Annotated in this window: 17 protein-coding genes; 6 read left to right on the top strand and 11 right to left on the bottom strand. The window is 67.3% G+C overall.

What is annotated here, in order from left to right:
- Positions 1 to 72: 72 nt before the first annotated feature.
- The 4 genes from LL236_RS12995 to LL236_RS12980 form a co-directional block, all read right to left on the bottom strand.
- On the bottom strand, positions 73 to 510 hold the full coding sequence (locus tag LL236_RS12995) for a response regulator transcription factor (protein WP_228179253.1): 438 nt from the start codon (positions 508 to 510) through the stop codon (positions 73 to 75).
- 312 nt (positions 511 to 822) lie between these two features.
- Positions 823 to 1,491 carry a CPBP family intramembrane glutamic endopeptidase gene (locus LL236_RS12990; RefSeq protein ID WP_228179252.1) on the bottom strand — a complete coding sequence of 223 codons (669 nt, stop codon included), beginning with the start codon at positions 1,489 to 1,491 and terminating at the stop codon, positions 823 to 825.
- 71 nt (positions 1,492 to 1,562) lie between these two features.
- The gene (locus tag LL236_RS12985; protein WP_228179251.1) at positions 1,563 to 2,588 is read right to left on the bottom strand and encodes a lactonase family protein; all 1,026 of its coding nucleotides are present in this window, start codon (positions 2,586 to 2,588) and stop codon (positions 1,563 to 1,565) included.
- Positions 2,589 to 2,600: 12 nt separating this feature from the next.
- Complete coding sequence (locus tag LL236_RS12980; protein WP_228179250.1) at positions 2,601 to 3,887, bottom strand: adenylosuccinate synthase; 1,287 nt, start codon at positions 3,885 to 3,887, stop codon at positions 2,601 to 2,603.
- 103 nt (positions 3,888 to 3,990) lie between these two features.
- On the opposite strand from LL236_RS12980, the gene LL236_RS12975 reads away from it, so the two are divergent.
- The 6 genes from LL236_RS12975 to LL236_RS12950 all read left to right on the top strand — a co-directional run bounded on the left by LL236_RS12975 (position 3,991) and on the right by LL236_RS12950 (position 12,000).
- Positions 3,991 to 4,704 (top strand): Pr6Pr family membrane protein, encoded by a 714-nt coding sequence (locus LL236_RS12975; RefSeq protein WP_228179249.1) that lies wholly within the window; start codon positions 3,991 to 3,993, stop codon positions 4,702 to 4,704.
- Between the two features lie 11 nt (positions 4,705 to 4,715).
- Complete coding sequence (argG, locus tag LL236_RS12970; RefSeq protein ID WP_228179248.1) at positions 4,716 to 6,158, top strand: argininosuccinate synthase; 1,443 nt, start codon at positions 4,716 to 4,718, stop codon at positions 6,156 to 6,158.
- A gap of 77 nt (positions 6,159 to 6,235) precedes the next feature.
- Complete coding sequence (locus LL236_RS12965; RefSeq protein WP_228179247.1) at positions 6,236 to 6,865, top strand: TetR/AcrR family transcriptional regulator; 630 nt, start codon at positions 6,236 to 6,238, stop codon at positions 6,863 to 6,865.
- Positions 6,855 to 7,505: a hypothetical protein gene (locus LL236_RS12960; RefSeq protein ID WP_228179246.1), complete on the top strand. Its 651-nt coding sequence runs from the start codon at positions 6,855 to 6,857 to the stop codon at positions 7,503 to 7,505. The genes LL236_RS12965 and LL236_RS12960 overlap by 11 nt, the downstream gene beginning before the upstream one ends.
- Entirely contained in the window at positions 7,502 to 9,313 is a 1,812-nt protein-coding gene (locus tag LL236_RS12955) for a YhgE/Pip family protein (protein ID WP_228179245.1), read from the top strand. Before LL236_RS12960 ends, LL236_RS12955 begins: the two co-directional genes overlap by 4 nt.
- Positions 9,314 to 9,408: 95 nt before the next feature.
- A complete protein-coding gene (locus tag LL236_RS12950) occupies positions 9,409 to 12,000 on the top strand; it encodes a penicillin acylase family protein (protein ID WP_228179244.1) in 2,592 nt (863 codons plus the stop codon).
- A 3-nt stretch (positions 12,001 to 12,003) separates the two neighbouring features.
- On the opposite strand, the gene mnhG is transcribed toward LL236_RS12950, so the two are convergent.
- The 7 genes from mnhG to LL236_RS12915 form a co-directional block, all read right to left on the bottom strand.
- Complete coding sequence (gene mnhG, locus LL236_RS12945; protein WP_228179243.1) at positions 12,004 to 12,390, bottom strand: monovalent cation/H(+) antiporter subunit G; 387 nt, start codon at positions 12,388 to 12,390, stop codon at positions 12,004 to 12,006.
- Complete coding sequence (locus LL236_RS12940; RefSeq protein ID WP_228179242.1) at positions 12,387 to 12,662, bottom strand: monovalent cation/H+ antiporter complex subunit F; 276 nt, start codon at positions 12,660 to 12,662, stop codon at positions 12,387 to 12,389. The genes mnhG and LL236_RS12940 overlap by 4 nt, the downstream gene beginning before the upstream one ends.
- Entirely contained in the window at positions 12,659 to 13,234 is a 576-nt protein-coding gene (locus LL236_RS12935; RefSeq protein ID WP_228179241.1) for a Na+/H+ antiporter subunit E, read from the bottom strand. Before LL236_RS12935 ends, LL236_RS12940 begins: the two co-directional genes overlap by 4 nt.
- Positions 13,231 to 14,805 (bottom strand): Na+/H+ antiporter subunit D, encoded by a 1,575-nt coding sequence (locus LL236_RS12930; protein WP_228179240.1) that lies wholly within the window; start codon positions 14,803 to 14,805, stop codon positions 13,231 to 13,233. Before LL236_RS12930 ends, LL236_RS12935 begins: the two co-directional genes overlap by 4 nt.
- On the bottom strand, positions 14,802 to 15,269 hold the full coding sequence (locus LL236_RS12925; RefSeq protein WP_228179239.1) for a Na(+)/H(+) antiporter subunit C: 468 nt from the start codon (positions 15,267 to 15,269) through the stop codon (positions 14,802 to 14,804). The genes LL236_RS12930 and LL236_RS12925 overlap by 4 nt, the downstream gene beginning before the upstream one ends.
- Positions 15,266 to 18,184: a Na+/H+ antiporter subunit A gene (locus LL236_RS12920; protein WP_228179238.1), complete on the bottom strand. Its 2,919-nt coding sequence runs from the start codon at positions 18,182 to 18,184 to the stop codon at positions 15,266 to 15,268. The genes LL236_RS12925 and LL236_RS12920 overlap by 4 nt, the downstream gene beginning before the upstream one ends.
- Before the next feature lie 109 nt (positions 18,185 to 18,293).
- Positions 18,294 to 19,376, bottom strand: a complete 1,083-nt coding sequence (locus tag LL236_RS12915) for a LacI family DNA-binding transcriptional regulator (protein WP_228179237.1) — start codon at positions 19,374 to 19,376, stop codon at positions 18,294 to 18,296.
- Positions 19,377 to 19,396 lie beyond the last annotated feature (20 nt).

Here is a 19,396-nt window from a genome sequence, read left to right as displayed (position 1 = left end):
CACGCAGGGCTTAACACCCTCCGCCTCCGATTAACAGCGTCCACGCCGCCCAAACCAAACGGACTCACTCATCTAGGCCATCTGGACGCGGTCAGACCGGTCCAGCAGCCCCAGCCGGTAAGCGGCGGGAACCGCATGGTGACGCGAGGTCACCCCGAGCTTTCGGTAGATCGCTGACAACTGCGTCTTGACCGTGCTCTGCGACACCGACAACGCCTTGGCCATGTCAGAGACCGAGCCGTAGCACTCGAGAGCCTTCAGCACGACAGCTTCTCGCGGCGTCAATCGCGGACGCTCCGTCACCACGAGCGCAGCCGACGCCTTCTCCACGGCAGCTTCGAACGCCGTGCGCATCCCGCGTTCCGACAGGTCGACGATCTCATCCATGAGCCATCCGGGCGTATGCGCGATGATCCGGACCAGACCCGCAGCGACGACCATGCCTCCACACACGACGCTGAGCCCGACCATCTGCTCGCGTGGGCGGAGTGGCGCGCCAAGAGCTTCCATGACGAGGTCACGGTCTGGACACCGCTTGCAGTGCTGACCGCACGCGGACGAATTCGAGAGATCCACATCTCGCCGCCGATGCGCGTCCCGCTACCCGCCGCCACACCGCCACAACCGGAGGAGAGCGCCGCATGAGTCGCATCCACAGGCGCAAGCGATCGCGCGAGCGACGACCTGCACCGCCACCGAGCGGGCCGCGGTGGTGGCACTACCTCCTCGTGGGTCTGATCGCAGCCGCTGCCATCGCTCTCGCTGCAGCGGCGCTCATGCAGGATCACTCGCCCCCGCGGCCAGGCGACCGCACCGTGTCGCTCAGTGTCCCCGCTGCTTCCTCGGAGCCCGGGGTGAGTGCATAGCCCCTCCGCGCTCCCGAGAGCGCCAGATGATGCCCGGGCCCATCTCGCGATAGGTCGGGTTGAAGACGAAAGCCGGCGCATGCCACACGATCCACACACCTGCGACGGTGAGCGCAGCCCAGAACGTGGACAGACGCTCCGCGAGGTGCGGCAGCAACCAGCCCCGCCATCCCGCTTCCTCCCCGAGCCCGAAGGTGAGGATCCACACGACGGCCACGGCTGCCACGTTCCACCCGGGAAGCTTCTCGGTCAGTCCGAACTGCGTCATGTCGGGCCAGCCGCCTGCGACGATGGCCGCGGTGAGGTAGCCGATCAGGAAGTACGCGATCGGCATCCCTAGGGCCCACCACCACCACACCCCGCGGAACCGCACCGAGAAGGTGCGCAGAGCCCCCGCGCGCACCCCTCGCCAGCCGCCACTGAAGGCGCTGGCGGCAACCGCGCCCGCGAGCGGACCGAACGAACCGACGAAGAAGATGAGGGGAACCGGCGGCAGCTCGGTCGAGCCCAGCGCCGCAACCACCAGGGGCGCCCACACCAGCCACGTGAACCCGAACGCGACAACCAGATAGACGACGACGCTCCCTCGGCGTCCGGCTACGGCCGTGTCAACGGCAGACGGCATCTCGACCTCCGCGCAAGCACTGGTGACCGCTCTCAGGCGGCGAGCTGGGAGTTAGACCCCTGCGGCGATTGTCACGGTAGGCGCAGGAGGCAGGTCGGTGAAGGGACCTCGGTCCTGGTCCTGGCACGCCCCGGAATCCCGCGAGCATCGAAAGGCAACACCGCGACGTCGCTCGATCGCTGGCCCGCGACGAGCAAACCGTCACCGACGACCAGGTGGTGCCGCGGCCAGTCGACTCCGGCCTCCACGAGCGCGAGCGGCGAGACCGTCTCGCCGTCACCGGTCACCCGCATCACGGCGATCGTGTTGCTTCCCCGCACCCCGGCATAGAGGAGTGTGGCGTCGGCAGATCGCGCGAGTTCCGCGGCAGTGTCACCGTCGAGGGTCCCCGTGCCCAGCGGCGTTCCGCCGACCAGATGCCACGTTCCGGTGTCGTCCGGGGCCAGCACGAACAGTTCGCACGAGAGCTCGGCGACGATGTACAGGTGGCCGCTCGGGTGCAGGATGCCGTGCCGCGGCCCGGAGCCGCGGGGCAGCGTCACCTCCTGTACGAGCCGTGGCGCACGAGATCCCGTCTGCCAAAACCTGACGAGGTCGAACCCCATGTCCGTCGTAGCGACGACACCGGGGCTCACGACGATCGACTGATGGGCGTGCGAGACCCGCGGCTCCTGGTCGAACCCCGCGTATGGATCGGATGCCGCATCCGCCGTCGCAGAACCGTGGATGCCGCCGTCAGTGTCCAGCTCGAGCTGCACGACCTGGCCGTCTCCCCAACAGGCGACGAAGAGCCGCTCACGACCGGCGAGAATGTGGCACGGCGCGGCGCCGACAGGGGTTGGCTGCCCGAGAGCGTCCCACTGGTCGGGTCCCCGCTCCTGGAAGGCCTGGACTGCTCCCGAGCCTTCGAGGGTCGCGTACACCACATCGAGGGTCGGATGCTTCGCCACCCAGGACGGCGACGGGGCCGAGGCCAGGGTGCCGCGCCAGCTCAGCACGCCGCCCGTCGTCGAGTCGGCGTCGCCGGCGGCGAGCAGGCCGATCCCCTCGGCAGTGCCCTCCATGTCGGCCGTGTAGCCGCCTACAAGAAAACGCATGGGTGAGAGAGCTCAGTCGACCAGGTCGTGGCGCACGATGACGGCATCCCGGCCGGGTCCGACACCGATCACCGAGATGCGGGTGCCGCTCATCTCCTCGAGGGCGAGGACGTAGTCCTGAGCTTCCAGCGGTAGGTCCTCGAACGTTCGCGCCCCGGAGATGTCCTCGCTCCAGCCGGGCAGGTACTCCAGGATCGGGCGCGCGTGGTGGAAGTCCGACTGATTGTCGGGCACGTCGTCGAAGCGGCGCCCGTCGACTTCGTACGCGACGCACACGGGGATCTGCTCGAGCCCGGTCAGGATGTCGAGTTTGGTGAGCACCAGGTCGGTGATGCCGTTGATACGCGTGGCGTACCTGGTGATGGGCGCGTCGTACCACCCGACCCGCCGCGGGCGCCCGGTCGTGGTCCCGAACTCGAACCCACGCTGACGGATCCACTCGCCCTGCTCGTCGAAGAGCTCCGTCGGGAAGGGGCCGGAGCCGACGCGCGTCGTGTAGGCCTTGACGATGCCGACGATCCGGTCGAGGCGATTGGGGCCGACGCCGGATCCTGTCGCGGCACCGCCCGCGGTAGCCGACGAAGACGTGACGAATGGGTAGGTGCCGTGGTCGACATCGAGCATGGTGGCCTGGCCGCCCTCGAACACGACGAGTTCGCCCTTGTCGAGCGCGTCGTTGAGCAGGAGCGAGGTGTCGGTCACCATCGGGCGAAGCCGTTCGGTGTACGAGAGCAGGTCCTCGACGATCTCGTCGACCTCGATCGCGCGACGGTTGTAGACCTTCACGAGCAGGTGGTTCTTCTGCTCGAGGGCGCCCTCGACCTTCTGCCGCAGGATCTTCTCGTCGAACAGGTCCTGCATCCGGATGCCGACACGGTTGATCTTGTCGGCGTACGCCGGCCCGATGCCGCGCCCCGTCGTTCCGATCTGGCGCTTGCCGAGGAAGCGCTCGGTGACCTTGTCGAGCGTGCGGTGATACTGCGTGATGACGTGTGCCGCGGAGCTGATCTTCAATCGCGACGTGTCGATGCCCCGAGCGCGCAGCGCCTCGAGCTCGCCGAAGAGGACCTCGAGGTCGACCACGACTCCGTTGCCGATGACCGCGTTCACTCCCGGCGAGAGGATGCCCGAGGGCAGCAAGTGCAGGGCATACTTCTCATCGCCGATCACAACGGTGTGACCGGCGTTGTTGCCGCCGTTGAACTTGACGACCCAGTCGGTGCGTTCACCGAGCAGATCGGTGGCTTTGCCCTTACCTTCGTCGCCCCACTGCACTCCGACGATCACGATGCCTGGCATGACGAATTCCCCCGGGGTGACGAGCTGGTAGGTCTCGAGTCTATCGGCGCGTCGCGTCCCGGCCCGAGAAGGCTTTCGCGCTCCCGCTGGATATCGTGAGCGCATGCTGAGATCACGGGCCTGGGCCAACGCGTGGGCGGCGTTGCGACTGCTCGCAGCTGCCGCCGGCGTGGCGGCAATCGTCGGCCAGCTGGTGCGCACCCTGAGCATCTCCGCCAGCAACGGTTGGCCTCTGGTCCTGACCGCCGTCGACTTCTTCAGCTTCTTCACGATCCTCTCAAACCTGGGCGCGGCGATCGCTCTGACGACCGGCGCGATCCTGATCTGGCGCGGGAGCCGCGTCGATCCCGCCTGGTTTGCCACGCTCCTCGCAGCAGTGTCGACCTACATGCTCATCACCGGGATCGTCTACAACGCGCTGCTGCGCAACGTCCCGCTTCCCCAGGGATCCACAGTTCCGTGGTCGAACGAGATCCTGCACGTCTGGGCTCCCCTGTTCATCCTGCTGGACGTGTTCTTCGGCCCACTCCGACGTCGCCTTCCCTGGCGTGCGCTCTGGACGATCATTGCCTTCCCGATCGTGTGGGTGATCTACACCCTCGTGCGCGGACCGCTCGTCACCGACTTCCGCACCGGCAACCCGTGGTGGTATCCCTACCCGTTCCTGAATCCCAACCTCCAGCCGTGGGGGTACGGCGGAGTCGCCCTCTACGTCGTCGGCATCGCGGCCGGCATCCTGGTGCTTGCAGCCGGGGTGATCTGGGTCGGTCGTCGTCGCGGCGCTGCCCGCGTGAAGGCGGCCGGCACCGCTCAGTAGACTGAGGTTCCATGTCGAAGGTCCTCCAGTCCCTGCCCATCGGCGAGCGCATCGGCATCGCCTTCTCGGGGGGCCTGGACACCTCCGTGGCTGTCGCCTGGATGCGCGACAAGGGCGCGGTGCCCTGCACCTACACGGGGGACCTGGGCCAGCCCGACGAAGACGACATCGCCGCCATTCCCGGCCGAGCGCTCACCTACGGCGCCGAGGTGTCGCGGCTCGTCGACTGCAAGACCGCGCTCGTCGAGGAGGGCTTCGTCGCTCTGTCCTGCGGCGCGTTCCACATCCGCTCGGGCGGCCGCACGTACTTCAACACGACGCCGCTGGGCCGCGCCGTCACCGGTACCCTGCTCGTTCGCGCAATGAAAGAGGACGGCGTCGACATCTGGGGCGATGGCTCGACCTACAAGGGCAACGACATCGAGCGGTTCTACCGCTACGGCCTGCTCGCCAACCCCGCGCTGCGCATCTACAAGCCGTGGCTGGATGCCGAGTTCGTCCGTGAGCTCGGGGGTCGCAAGGAGATGAGCGAGTGGCTCGTCGCGCACGGATTCCCGTACCGCGACTCCGCCGAGAAGGCGTACTCCACGGATGCCAACATCTGGGGCGCGACGCACGAGGCCAAGACGCTCGAGCACCTCGAGGTGTCGCTCGAGACCGTCGAGCCGATCATGGGTGTGCGCTTCTGGGACCCCGCGGTGGAGATCGCCACCGAGGATGTCACGGTGACCTTCGAGGGGGGCCGCCCGGTCGCGCTCAACGGCAGGGAGTACTCCGACCCGGTGGAACTGGTCTTCGAGGCCAATCGCATCGGCGGCCGCCATGGCCTGGGCATGAGCGACCAGATCGAGAACCGCATCATCGAGGCCAAGTCGCGCGGGATCTACGAAGCTCCGGGAATGGCCCTGCTGTTCATCGCCTACGAGCGCCTGGTCAACGCGATTGTGAACGAAGACACTCTCGCGACGTACCACGAGCAGGGTCGCCGCCTCGGGCGTCTCATGTACGAGGGCCGCTGGCTCGAGCCGCAGTCGATCATGCTGCGCGAGTCGATCCAGAAGTGGGTCGGCTCCACGATCACGGGAACGGTCACGCTGCGGCTGCGGCGCGGCGAGGATTACACCGTCCTCGACACCACCGCGCCCGTGATGTCCTACGGCCCAGAGAAGCTCTCGATGGAACGGGTCGGCGACGCCGCGTTCGGTCCGACCGACCGCATCGGCCAGCTCACGATGCGAAACCTCGACATCGCCGATTCCCGCACGCGGCTCGAGCAGTACGCGAGCATGGGTCTGCTGGGCGGGCCGACCGGTGAGCTGATCGGTGCCCTCAAGCGCGGCGAGGCTGACGAGATCACCGAGCACGCGGCGCCCTATGATCACGACCGCGAAGAGCTCGCCGAGGCGACGGATGCCGCGGGCGAAGCTGCTGCATTCGACTTCGGCGCCGACTGAGTGGTGCCGACCGGCGACGGCTGAGCATTCGCCGATAAAAGTGCACATGAGTGTGCACTTTCTGCGATCATCGATGCATGCCCGAGACTGCTGTGCGCCCATCGCGCCGGGACGCCGTGCGCAACCGCGACGAGCTCCTCTCTTGCGCGCAGCGTGAGATCGCCCGCGATCCGCGAGCTTCGCTGGCCACGATCGCCCGGGCCGCAGGCCTCACGCGCCGCGCGCTCTATGGGCACTTCGCCGATCGCGATGCACTTGTGCGCGCAGTCATCGAGCGCGGTGCAGAGCGATTCAACGCGATAGCTCTCGGCGTCTCCGCCTCAGAACCGTTGGCTGAGCTGACCGAGCTGACCACCCGACTCTGGCATGAGGCCTCCCTTGTTCACGCGTCCGCGGCGATCGCGCTCGAAGAGCGCTACCTGACGCTGACCGCGGCATCCCTCGCTCCCGTGCGGGCGCGGCTCGCGGCGATCGTCGAGTCAGGCCAGCGGACGGGCCGGATGCGGCGCGACATCAGCGCCGCCACCCTCACCCGCTTGATCGAGGAGACAGCGCGCACACTCATCGTGCGCTGGGACGAACAGGATGCCGAGGCCACGGCTCAGCTGGCAGTGCGTGCGGTGCTCAGCATTGCCGGGCTGTCTTGGCAGGATGTCGATGCCCGGCTGTCGAACGTAGACAAGGGAGAGGCTCCCGATGCACGTTGAACTCTCGGACGTCAGCAAGGGCCGGCGCGGGATCGCGCTCCCGCACACGAGTCTCGGCTACGGCAATGGTGTCGCCCGACTCGCCGTCGCCGAGACCGAACAGCGTCCCACCGTTCTCGGTCTGATCGCGGCGGGCAGGATGACACCCGACACCGGCACCGTCCGGATCGACGGGGTTTCGGACCGTGGCGCGCTGCGCCGACGAGTAGCCCTCGTCGACGCGCCGGATGTCAGCGATCCCGCACCCAACGTCACCGTATGGGGCATCGTCGCGGAGGAACTCATGTTCGCGGGTCATCCAGCTTCGCCTCGCGCGGTGAAGCAGTGGCTGGTCGCCCACGACGCCGCTGCGCTCTCGCGTCTGCCGATCGCCGATGTGGCACCCGCTGCCCGCCTCCGGCTGCTGATGGAACTCGCAGTTCTCCGGCCGGGGGTGGAGGGTCTCGTCGTCGTTTCGCCCGATCGTCACGGTGGTCACCCGCAGCGGTGGTGGCAGATCGCCGTGGGCTTTGCCGATCGCGGCATAAGCGTTCTGGTGATCGCCGGCGCGGCCTCGGGGGCGGTGCTTGCTGACATCGCTCCACGTGCCGAGCTCGGCCCACCGGACGAGAGCGCGCTCCCCGAGGAGGATCGAGCATGAAGGTCCCCGCCATGATCGCCGCCGAGTTTCGGCGCCTGACCGCGACGCGCATGTCGATCATCGCCCTCCTGGCGCTCATGCTGGTCCCCGTGCTTTACGGCGGCGTCTATCTGTGGGCGAATCAGGACCCCTACGGCAGACTGAGCGAGGTTCCGGTTGCCCTGGTGAACCTCGACACCGGGGCTGAGAACGACGGCTTGCCGGTGAACTACGGTGACGAGGTCGCGGGGAGCCTTCTCTCCGACGGCAGCTTCGATTGGCGCGCGCTCGACGCGGATGCCGCCGCGAACGCCCTCGAACAGGGATCGGTGGACTTCACGGTCACGATTCCGGCTGACTTCTCGACAGCACTCGTATCGATCTCGGGTAGTGACCCCCACCAGGCCACCCTGTCGCTGGAGACCAACGACGCCAACAACTACCTCGCCTCAACGATCGGCGACCAGGCGATCGAGAAGATTCGTGCGTCAGTGGCGCAACTTGTCGGACAGGAAGCAGCGTCGCGCTTGCTTTCGGGGATCGCCGACATCCGCTCGAGTCTCGAGGATGCCGTCACCGGCGCGACCCAGCTCACCGACGGCACGAATCAGGCATCCGACGGCTCCGCTCGCCTGGCCGACGGCGCTGCGCAGCTCTCGTCCGGTGTCACACAGCTTGCGCAGGCTGCTCCGCAGCTGGCAGCCGGGGCAGCTCAGGTCTCCGACGGCACCGCAACGCTGGCGGGCTACGCCGACCAGGCCAGCGCCGCCAGCCAGCAGGCTGTCAACGAGCTCCCGACGGTTCGCCAGGACATCATTGACGCCCTCACCGCCGAGGGGCTGACGCCCGACCAGATCGACGCGGTGCTCGCCCGCCTCGATCCGCTTGCCGGGGCTGTGCAGAACGCCAACGCGCGGGTCCAGAGCGCTGTGTCATCCGTCGATGCTCTCGCCGCCGGCGCCGCGCAAGTCGCCGCCGGCGCACAGCAGCTCTCCGGCGGGCTTCAGGATGCCGCCGCCGGTGGGGCACAGCTGGATGCCGCATCCCGAACCCTGGCGGAGGGACTGACGCAGATCGACCAGGGGGCGGCGTCGCTGCGCGACGGCCTTGCCTCGGGGGTCGCGCAGATCCCCGATTCGGATGCTGCGCTTCGCGACGCGCAAGCGCAGACGATCGCCGATCCGGTTGCGGTGGAGACCGGCAAGGTCGCCTCGGCGGGGGATTACGGCGCGGGCCTGGCCCCGTTTTTCGCAGCCCTTGCCGGATGGATCGGCATCTATGCGCTCTTCCTGATCGTGAAGCCCATCTCGCGTCGCGCAGTGACCGCCCTGCACTCCCCGGTCCGGGTGACCCTCGCCGGATGGCTCACGCCGGGCCTTCTCGGCGGACTGCAGATGCTCGCCCTGTTCGGCATCCTCGCTGCTGCCCTCGGCTTCACGTTCTCGCATCCGCTGGCGACCCTCGGCGTGATGGTGTTCGCCTCACTCACCTACGCTGCGATCATCCTGGCCCTGAACGTCTGGCTCGGATCGGTCGGCCAGTTCCTGGGGCTCGTCCTCATGGTGCTGCAGCTCGTGACGGCCGGCGGAACCTTCCCCTGGCAGACGCTGCCCGAGCCGCTGACCTGGCTGCACCACATCCTGCCAATGGGCTACGTCGTCGACGGGATGCGCCAGCTCATGTACGGCGGCGACATTGCCCGCGTCGGCACTGACCTCGGCATCCTGAGCCTGTGGCTCCTGGGTGGACTCGCGCTCGCGGCGATCGGCGTCTCGCGGATGACCCACGGCCGCACCCTCCGCGATCTCCAGCCGAGCCTGATCGGCTGACCCGGTTCGGGGCTGGCGAGCTAGGATGACCGTCTGACACCGAATCCCAGTCCCGCTGCGACGGCGTGTCCACCAGCCCCACCCGAGAGGCTTCAATGTCGAAGACCGCAGCCGCCCTCAGCGGAGATGCCCCGGACGCGCCGGCTCGCCCGCGCCTCGGCCGCCGCATCGGCCTCATCGCCTACAGCGTGTTCGTGGGGGTCGTCGTGCTCGCGCTGATCGCCGCGGGAGTCGGCGTGTGGTTCGTGAACCGCTCCTTCCCGCAGACCGAGGGAACGATCGCCCTGGACGGGCTTTCGGGCGCCGTCACCGTGCAGCGCTCCGAGCTCGGCATCCCGACGATCACCGCAAGCTCCACCGACGATCTGTTCTTCGCGCAGGGCTACGTCCACGCGCAGGACCGCTTCTGGGAGATGGACTTCCGCCGCCACGTCACCAGTGGCCGCCTGGCGGAGCTGTTCGGCGAGAGCCAGCTCGGCACCGATGCGTTCTTGCGGACTCTCGGCTGGCGCGAGATCGCCGAGCAGGAAGTGGCGGCGCTCGATGAGACCACGCTCTCGTACTACCAGTCCTACGCCGACGGGGTTAACGCGTATCTCGTGGACCGCGACAAGGCAGACATCTCACTGGAGTATGCAGTTCTCGGCCTTCAGAACGCCCACTACGAGATCGAACCCTGGACTCCCGCCGATTCGGTCGCGTGGTTGAAAGCGATGGCCTGGGACCTCCGGTCCAACATCGAAACCGAGACCGAGCGCGCGTTGCTCGCCACCACCTACACCGATGAGCAGGTCCTCGAGCTGTACCCGCCCTACCCGTTCGACGAGAACCCGGTCATCGTCCCTGAGATCACTGACGTTCCGGCAGCGACCGAGACGGCGGATGCCGCGACCGCCGGCATCCGGTGGACCGAGGTGGCCGATGTCGTGAGCGCCGTCTCGACGCTGATCGGCGGCACGGGCGAGGGCATCGGTTCGAACTCCTGGGTGGTGGCCGGCGACTACACCGACACCGGGATGCCGCTGCTGGCCAACGACCCCCACCTCGGAGCCTCCCTGCCGAGCGTCTGGTACCAGGCCGGTCTGCGCTGCTCCGTCGTGAGTGACACGTGCCCGTTCGATGTCAGCGGCTTCAGCTTCTCGGGCGTGCCCGGCATCATCATCGGGCACAACGCGTCGATCGCGTGGGGGTTCACCAATCTCACGACGGATGTCGTCGACCTCTACATCGAGAAGCTCGACGGCGACCGGTACTGGCGCGACGGTCAGCTGGTCGACCTCGACACCCGCACCGAAACGCTGAAAGTCGCCGGCGGTGAGGATGTCGAGCTGACCATCCGCTCGACGGTGCACGGCCCGATCGTCTCGGGGCTGACCGCGGACTTCGACGCGATCGCCGATGATCCCGTGACCGGCACGGCAGGCGCCACCGTGACCCCGACGGCTGAGCCCGAAGGGGAGACTGCCGTCAGCATCCAATGGACCGCGCTGCAACCGGGAACGACGGCCACGGCGATCTTCGAGCTGAACGCCGCCACGGACTTCACCGGGTTCCGCGCCGCCGCCGAGAAGTTCGTCGTGCCGGCACAGAACCTCATCTATGCGGATGTCACCGGCAACATCGGCTATCAGACTCCGGGGCAGCTGCCGATCCGCGGCGCCGGTGACGGGTCCCTGCCCCAGCCCGGATGGGACTCGGCCTATGACTGGCAGGGCTACGTCCCGTTCGCGGATCTGCCGGTGGCCTACAACCCCGACGAGGGGTACATCGTCACCGCGAACAACGCGATCGTCGACCAGAACTACCCGTACTTCCTCACGCGCGACTGGGACTACGGCTGGCGCGCGGCCCGCATCGACGAACTGTTGCAGCGCGCCATAGCCGAAGGGCCCGTCACCGCCGAGGTGATGCGCGGCATCCAGGCCGACAACCAGTCCGAGATCGGCAAGACCCTCATCACCGTGTCCGAAAACCTTCGGACCGGCGACGAGGCTACCGATGCCGCACTCGATCTGCTGCGGCAGTGGGACGCGCAGAACGACGCCGACTCGTCGGCAGCCGCCTTCGCGAACGTGGTGTGGGACGAACTCGCGCAGAACCTGTTCACGCGCGGTCGATCGACGCCTGTTCCACTGACAAGCCAGTCGCGACAGTTCCTCGTGGTGCAGAACCTGCTGGCAGACCCGGGTTCGCCCTGGTGGACGAACACCGAGATCGGCGTGTCGGGACAGCGGGACATGCTGGAGGCCAGCGCCCGCAGCGCGACCGAGATCCTCACGACGGCGCAGGGATCAAACCCACTCCAGTGGCGGTGGGGCACCCTGCACGCGATCACGCTCACCCACGAGACCTTCGGCACCTCGGGTATCGCGCCCATCGAGGCCCTGTTCAACCGCGGTCCGTTCCCGGTGGGCGGCGGCTCTTCGGTGGTCAACGCGACCGGATGGCCGCTCGGTGAGGGTTTCGCGACGACGACGGTGCCCTCGATGCGCATGGTCGTCGACCTGAGTCACTTCGACGCGTCAGGCTGGAACCACCTGACGGGCGCGAGCGGTCACGCGTTCCATGAGAACTACACCGACCAGACAGCAACGTGGCAAGCGGCAGGACTCATACCGTGGGCCTTCACTCGGGATGCTGTAACCGCTGCCACCGAGCACACCCTGACTCTCGAGCCGGCGAACTGAGCGTCAACCGGGATCAGCGCCGGTCTCGGGGCGGGAGGTCTCGATCTCGGCGTCGGCGAGTTCGTCGACGACGAGGTCATCCACGTCCATCGTGCGGTTGCGGTAGGCCTGGCGCCCCACCATATGAGCGGCCAGCGGCGATGCCGCGAGCTGGATCAGGATGATCGGCACGATGAACGCGACCACTGCCCAACTGCGCTGTGCGAGGGCGATCGCGACACAGACCAGGATGACGCCCAGGACCTGCGGCTTGGTCGCGGCATGCAGACGGCTCGGCACATCGCGAAACCTCACGAGTCCGATCGCCGCCGTCACACACAACAGCGCGCCGATCAGGATCAGCACGAGAGCGGCTCCGTCCAGAAGGGCCGCGATCTCAGCATCCGTCATTTCGTCACGTCCTTTCGTGCGACGAACCGTGCGATCGCGATCGATCCGAAGATGCCGACCGCCGCGATGATCAGGAGCACCGGCAGGGTGCGGGTGTGGTGTCCGATCACCATGTCGGCGCCGAGGATGCAGACAACCTCGGTCAGCAGCACATCGGATGCGACAGCGCGGTCAAGGATCGAGGGACCGACGACGATGCGCCACAGCGTGATGAGCGCCGCTGCCGTGAACGCGACGTAAATCGCGATGATCAGGATCGTCGAGATCGTCATGACACCTCCGCTTCCTGCGCCCGCCTCAGCCGTTCGAGCTGCTCGCGGGATCCGAATGCCCGGGTCAGGCGCGCCTCCCACGTGAGCGTCTCGCGACGGTGGGCCTCGATCTGTTCCTGGCCACGTACGCCGATGACGTGGAGGTACAGGATGCGGCGATCACGGTCGGCATCCAGCACGAGCGAGCCGGGAATCAGGGAACAGGCGATCGCGGTGTGTGCCATCAGCAGGTCGTCATCGGTGCGCAGCTGGACGGCGATGACGGCTGCGCCGGGCTGTCTGCGCAGATCGAGCACCTGCCACGCAACAGTCAGCGAACCGCGCACCAGTCCCGCGAGGAAGGTAACGACGAACACGAGCGCGTACCAGAGGTTCAGTCGGTTCGACAGTTCGACCACGGGCAGATGGAAAATGGTGGTCACAGCGACCGCAGCGACGAGCCCGGTGAGGAAGGCGAGCAGCGTGAACTGTCCCCACAGCAGCATCCACAGTGCGATCAGCCAGAGCAGAACGGGAAGCTGACGCCACAGGGCGGTGAAGAAGCCGACGGTCTCGGCCGGGCGATCTGTCACTGCTGCACCTCCCCGCTCATGTCGACCGATTCATCCAACTGCACGACGGTGATCGGCTCGAGCAGAGCCCCACCGACGCGCGCGCAGATCTCATACAGCGGCCCCGCAAAGACCGTCAGGGCGACACTGAACGCGACCATTCCCGCGGTCGCTGCCGTCATGATGCGCGGAATCACGCGGCGCTCGGTGATCGTCGTTGCCGCGGGTGCCTCCCGCAGGTAGGCAGTTCGCTGCGACGTCTCGGTGGAGTCGTCCTCCTCGCGCCAGAACGAGAGGTTCCAGGCGCGCATGAGGGCGTAGAGGGTGAGCAGGCTCGTGGCGATACCCGCGACGATGAGTGTCATCATCAGCGGCGTGCCGACCGCAGCGCCTGCGTCGAACAGCGCGTACTTGCCGATGAAGCCCGAGAACGGGGGGAGGCCGCCGAGGTTGACAGCCGGGATGAAGTACAGCAGCGCGATGACAGGTGCTGCCCGCATGAGCCCCTTGACCTTGAGGATCGAGGTGCTGCCGGCACGGCGCTCCACCAGGCCCACCGCAAGGAAGAGGGTTGTCTGCACCACGATGTGGTGGACCATGTAGTAGATCGTCGCCCCGATCGCCGCGGGCGTGGCGATCGCGATCCCGAAGATCATGTAGCCGACGTGGCTCACCAGCGTGAACGACAGGATCCGCTTGAGTTCGGCCTGCGCGACGGCACCCAGGATGCCGATCACCATCGTCGCGAGCGCCGCGATGAGCAGGATCGTATTGAGGTCGTTCTCGAGGAAGATCTGCGTTTCGGTGCGGATGATCGCGTAGACGCCGACCTTCGTCAGCAGGCCCGCGAACACCGCCGTGACCGGCGCGGGCGCCGTCGGATACGAGTCGGGAAGCCAGAACGAGACCGGGAAGACCGCTGCCTTGATCGCAAAGGCCAGCAGCAGCATGACGTGCAGCACGTACTGCGTCTCCTGCGGCAACTGCGTCATCCGGTCCGCGAGCTGGACCATGTTGACCGTTCCGGTCGCACCATAGATCATCGCGATCGCCGAGAGGAACAGGATCGACGAAACCAGAGAAACGACGATGTAGGTGATGCCCGCACGGATGCGTTGCTCGCTGTTTCCGAGGGTGATGAGCACGTACGACGCGACGAGCAGAATCTCGAACCCGACGTACAGGTTGAACAGGTCACCCGCGGTGAAGGCGACGAAAATACCCGCCGCGAGGATCAGGTAGGTCGGGTGGAAGATCGAGACCGGGGTGTCGTCGTCGCCGTCGGCGGCTCCCTGCCCGATCGAGAACAACAGAACGGCCAGCAGCACGACGCTCGAGACCATGACGAGCAGCGCCGCAAGGCGATCGACGTAGAGCACGATCCCGAACGGAACAGGCCAGCCTCCCACCGACACCGCGAAGGGGAGGTTCGACGCGTCGACGGCGACCAGCAGCACTGTCGCGATCGCGAGCGTCAGAACGAGCGTGACGACAGAGACACCCACCTGAACCCGGCGGTGGCGTCCGGCGACGAGCGCAATGGCCGCACCCAGCAGGGGCAGGGTGACCAGCAGCGGAACGAGGGCGGTCATGACCCTGATCCCTTCGTCCTGTCTTCTGCGGCTTCGGATGCGAGGAAGTCGCTCGTCGCATCGTCGTCTTCGGGTTCGATCTCCTGATCCATCTCGTCGTCGGCTCGCATGCCGCGTTCGCGAAGCGCGACATCCGCTTCGTCTTCATCGAAGGTGTCGGCCTGCCCCAGCTGCCACGAGCGGTAGATCAGGGCCAGCAGGAACGCCGAGATGGCGAAGGTGATCACGATCGCGGTCAACGTCAGTGCCTGGGGGAGAGGGTCTGACATCTCCTGGGGTTCTCCGTCGCCGTAGAAGGGCGCGATCCCCGGGCGCCCCATAACGATGAGCAGTAAGAGGTTTGCGGCGTTGCCGAGCAGAAGAAACCCGATGAGCACGCGCGTGAGGCTGCGCTCGAGCATCGCGTACACACCGGCGGCGAAGAGCACGGCCATGATGACGATCAGAACGATCGAGACGTTCACGATCCGCTCACCCCCTCGCGCGCAGCGACGGAGTTCACGGCAGCATTCGCCTGACGGTCGACCTCGGCGCCGAGACTGCGCAGCACATCCAGGACCAGACCGATCACGACCAGATAGACACCGATGTCGAAGATCGTCGAGGTTACGAACTCGATGTGCCCGAGCACGGGAACCTCGGCCTCGAAGATGGCCCGGGTCAGCGGCTCGACGCCGAAGGCGAGCGGGATGATCGCGCAGGCAACGGCGATTCCCATGCCGATCCCGAGGAAGCGCCCCGCGTCCGTCGGAGCAGCCGCCCCCAGTTCGTAGCGGCCCCCGGCGATGTACCGCATCACCAGGGCCATCCCGGCAACAAGACCCGCCGCGAACCCACCACCGGGAAGGTTGTGCCCGGCGAACAGGAGATACAGCGACACGATGATGATCGAGTGGAAGAGGATCCGCACCACGATCTCGAGCAGGATCGACCGGTTCTCGGGACGCAAGCGCTGCCCCGCGACGAGCCAGGCATTGCGACCGGTCGGGCCGTCGGCATCCGTCTCGGCCAGCGGCGTGCGGCGACGCACCGCGCGCTGAGCACGCTGGATGATGGGCTGCGTGATCTGAGGGAGCGTGTCGGAGCGATTCGTCACGAAGACGAGGGAGGCCACACCGGTGGCGGCGAGAACGACGACCGAGAGTTCACCCATCGTGTCCCAGCCGCGCAGATCGACCAGCGCGACGTTCACGACGTTCTTGCCGTGCCCGATCTCGTAAGCAAGGTTCGGGAACGCGAGCGAGATCGGCAGGTCGACGCGGGCGCCGGTTGCGACGATGGCAACGCCGGCCATCGTCAGCCCGACGAGCACGGCCAATATCGCGCGGCCCACGGCGAACGACGAACCGTTATGAGCGCCGAGGCGCGACGGGATGCGGCGCAGCACGAGCGCGAATGCGACCAGTGTGACGGTCTCGACGAGGATCTGGGTGAGAGCGAGATCAGGTGCACCGCTTGTCGCGAAGAGCACGACCATACCGAGGCCGGTGACCGAGACGAGCACGACACCCGTGTAGCGCTTGCGGGCACGAACGGCGATGACTCCTGCCGCGATCATCACCGGAGCAACGGCCAGTTGCACGGGCGTGTGGAAGGCGTCGAGGTCGGCCTGCCAGTCGGATGAGGCCAACAACGCGGTGCCCTCGCCGGCCACGAGCACGAGGAAGATCGTGGCGACGTAGACCGGCAGCGATCCCCGCTGAACGAGCGTGGTCGTCAGCACCGAAAGTCGCTCGATCATCCGCAACGAGCCGTTATAGGCATCCACCGCCGTGAAGGGAAGAACGCGCCGGCGTCCGACTCCCCGCGCCGTGAAGACAAAGAGCACGGCACCGAGCGCGATCGTACCCAGCGAAATCCATAGGGCCGGCTCGAACCCGTGCCACAGCGCGAGGTAAGCCGGGTGCTCCGGCGCGGGAACGCCCGGCGTGGCGGCGGGCGCCAGCCGCGCGTACGGCGTGAAAGCGACATCGAGCAGGGGAGCAGCGAAGCCTCCCCCGAGGCTGAGAATAGCCAAGATGACGGGCGCCGAAACGAAGCCGGCCGATGGCGCCGGCCACGAGACGGCGACGATGTCGCGCTTGGTCCAGAAGGCGCCCCACACGAACCGGATGCCGTACGCCGCGGTCAGGACTGAGCCGGCGACGACGGCAAGCAGCGCGATGAGGCCCCACACCGAGCCTCCGAGCGCCTCATCCAGGAGGGCGGCAAGAGCGCCTTCCTTGGCGACGAAGCCGACGGTGGGGATGATCCCGACCATGGACGCGATCGACACGATCGCTGCCGTGGCCAGGGCCGGCGCCTGGCGTCCGAGCCCGCTGATCTCACGAAGATCGCGGGTCGAAAGCTGGTGATCGATGATGCCGACGATCAGGAACAGCGCGGACTTGAAGAGCGCATGGCTGAGCAGCAACGCCAGCCCCGCCAGCGCGGCATCTTGTGTGCCGTACCCGAGCACGACCATGAGGAAACCGAGCTGACTGACAGTCCCGTACGCGAGGAGGCGCTTGAGGTCTGTCTCGCGCAGGGCTTGCCATCCGCCCAGGAGCATCGTGAAGCCGCCGAGGCCGATCACGATCGGGTGCCACGCGGGGTTCTCGGCGAACACCGGCGCCAACACCGCAACGAGGTAGATGCCCGCCTTGACCATCGCCGCTGCGTGCAGGTACGCCGAGACCGGAGTGGGCGCTGCCATCGCACCCGGAAGCCAGAAGTGGAACGGGAAGATCGCCGACTTGCTGAGCGCTCCGACCAGCAGCAGCACGAGCGCGGCTGTCGCGACGGGACTGACGGGTGGGTCGGCGAGGATCTCGGACAGGCTCGAGGTTCCCGCCTGCACCACGATCAGGACGACACCGATGAGCATGACAAGACCACCGAGGGTTGTCACCAGGAGCGCCTGCAGCGCCGCCCGCCTGCTTGCCGCACGCCGGTTGTAGTAGCCGATAAGCAGGTACGACAGAACGCTCGTGACCTCCCAGAACATCACGAGCACGACGACATCGTCGGTGAGAACGAGTCCGTACATCGCCCCCGCGAACGCGAGCAGTACGGCGGCGAACTGGCCGAGGTCTTGTTTGCCATCGAAGTACCACCGGCAATACAGCAGCACGAGGGCGCCGACTCCGGTGACGATCAGCGCGAGCACCCACGAGAGGGTGTCCATCCGCATCGACAACGCGATGTCGAGGGGCCCGATCCAGGTGAACGACTCGAACGGGATGTCCGAAGCGAGCACTCGGGGAGAGAGCGCCGCGGTGTAGACGAAAGCCCCGAACGAGACGGCGGCGGCGAAGAAGAACGCTCGCGGCCCCCACGCCCGCACGAGCACCGGCAGGGCGAGTGACCCGATCGTGAACGCCACGAGAACGAGGAGCATGCAGGCCTCCTCGTGGTCGTCGTCCCGTCGATGCTGCGGGATCGGGCGATCAGGGTGTGGTTCTCATCCTATCCGGGCCGTGATCGGGCGTGGCCGTCTGGCCATAGGATCACGCCCGGGGAGCCGGGCCGGCGGTGGTACCGGTTCGGAACGAACACGTGAACGTGACGGATGCCGCATCCTCCCCCGCCAGCATCGACACCACTGCAGTCCCGGCGGCGCGCCCCTTCTCGACGGCCGGCTGCACCAGGGTCGTCAGTTCGTAGGCATCCAGGCCGTCGACGTCCACCCCGTCGAAGCCGGTGACGCTGAGGTCCTCGGGAACGCGCAGGCCGCACTCTTCTGCTGCGCGGATCACGCCCGCGGCAAGCAGGTCGGTCTGGGCGATCACCGCGGTCGGTCGGTCGGGCCCGGCAAGAATCTCGCGGCCTGCTATCAAGCCTTCATCGATCGAGCTGGTCACCGCAGCGTATGTCGGGGCTTCGGGATAGACGGCACGGGCGCCGGCCAGGCGCGCCGCGGTCACGTCGACCTCGACGGCATCGGCGGGTCCGAACCAGCCGCGGGCACGCGACGGACGGATCGGGAGAGTGAGCAGGGTCACCCGCTCGTGGCCGAGGTCCCTGAGGTAGCTCGCTGCCCGCTGCTGCGCCGCGCTGTTGTCGAGTTCGATCCGCGGGATGTCGGGCCCCGCGTCGCCTTCGATGACGACAACGGGCACGCGTCGAGCGCGCAGAACGTCGAGCGAGGGCTGGCGGGTTTGTCCGAATCCGACGAGCACCGCAGCATCGATCGGCGCGGAGGTCATCGCCGATGACACCTCGATCGCACCGCTGTCGGTGCCGGTTGCCGGAGCCGCAGCTGACGTCTCATCGGGCAGCAACAGAAGCCCCGCACGAAGCGGCGCCACCCCCTCGGCGATGCCGTCCATCATCGCTATCGTCACCGGGTCGTGAAAGGCAGCACGCAGCGAACCCCCGAATACGACGCCGACGATGCCGGACCTGCCCCGCCGCAGCGACGCGGCGCGGGGATCCGGACCGGTGTACCCGAGCGCCTCGGCAGCCGCCAGCACGCGACGGCGGGTCTCGGCGGAGGCGGGCGCGTTGCCACTGAAGACGACGGACGCCGTGGATGCTGAGACCCCGGCTTCGCGCGCGACGTCACTGATCGTTGCCCTGCGCTCGCTCATGGTGCCTCGATGGTACTGGC

Origin of the sequence: Microbacterium schleiferi (assembly GCF_020781975.1) — a bacterium.
Lineage (GTDB): Bacteria > Actinomycetota > Actinomycetes > Actinomycetales > Microbacteriaceae > Microbacterium.
This window is presented reverse-complemented; position numbering and strand designations above follow the sequence as displayed.

Bases quoted from the DNA above. Each gene is read 5' to 3' on its own strand.
- mnhG (WP_228179243.1), bottom strand. From the start codon at position 12,390: ATGACGGATGCTGAGATCGCGGCCCTTCTGGACGGAGCCGCTCTCGTG.
- LL236_RS12920 (WP_228179238.1), bottom strand. From the start codon at position 18,184: ATGCTCCTCGTTCTCGTGGCGTTCACGATCGGGTCACTCGCCCTGCCG.
- LL236_RS12960 (WP_228179246.1), top strand. From the start codon at position 6,855: ATGCACGTTGAACTCTCGGACGTCAGCAAGGGCCGGCGCGGGATCGCG.
- LL236_RS12975 (WP_228179249.1), top strand. From the start codon at position 3,991: ATGCTGAGATCACGGGCCTGGGCCAACGCGTGGGCGGCGTTGCGACTG.
- LL236_RS12950 (WP_228179244.1), top strand. From the start codon at position 9,409: ATGTCGAAGACCGCAGCCGCCCTCAGCGGAGATGCCCCGGACGCGCCG.
- LL236_RS12915 (WP_228179237.1), bottom strand. From the start codon at position 19,376: ATGAGCGAGCGCAGGGCAACGATCAGTGACGTCGCGCGCGAAGCCGGG.
- LL236_RS12985 (WP_228179251.1), bottom strand. From the start codon at position 2,588: ATGCGTTTTCTTGTAGGCGGCTACACGGCCGACATGGAGGGCACTGCC.
- argG (WP_228179248.1), top strand. From the start codon at position 4,716: ATGTCGAAGGTCCTCCAGTCCCTGCCCATCGGCGAGCGCATCGGCATC.
- LL236_RS12980 (WP_228179250.1), bottom strand. From the start codon at position 3,887: ATGCCAGGCATCGTGATCGTCGGAGTGCAGTGGGGCGACGAAGGTAAG.
- LL236_RS12940 (WP_228179242.1), bottom strand. From the start codon at position 12,662: ATGACGATCTCGACGATCCTGATCATCGCGATTTACGTCGCGTTCACG.
- LL236_RS12965 (WP_228179247.1), top strand. From the start codon at position 6,236: ATGCCCGAGACTGCTGTGCGCCCATCGCGCCGGGACGCCGTGCGCAAC.
- LL236_RS12990 (WP_228179252.1), bottom strand. From the start codon at position 1,491: ATGCCGTCTGCCGTTGACACGGCCGTAGCCGGACGCCGAGGGAGCGTC.
- LL236_RS12995 (WP_228179253.1), bottom strand. From the start codon at position 510: ATGGAAGCTCTTGGCGCGCCACTCCGCCCACGCGAGCAGATGGTCGGG.
- LL236_RS12955 (WP_228179245.1), top strand. From the start codon at position 7,502: ATGAAGGTCCCCGCCATGATCGCCGCCGAGTTTCGGCGCCTGACCGCG.
- LL236_RS12930 (WP_228179240.1), bottom strand. From the start codon at position 14,805: ATGACCGCCCTCGTTCCGCTGCTGGTCACCCTGCCCCTGCTGGGTGCG.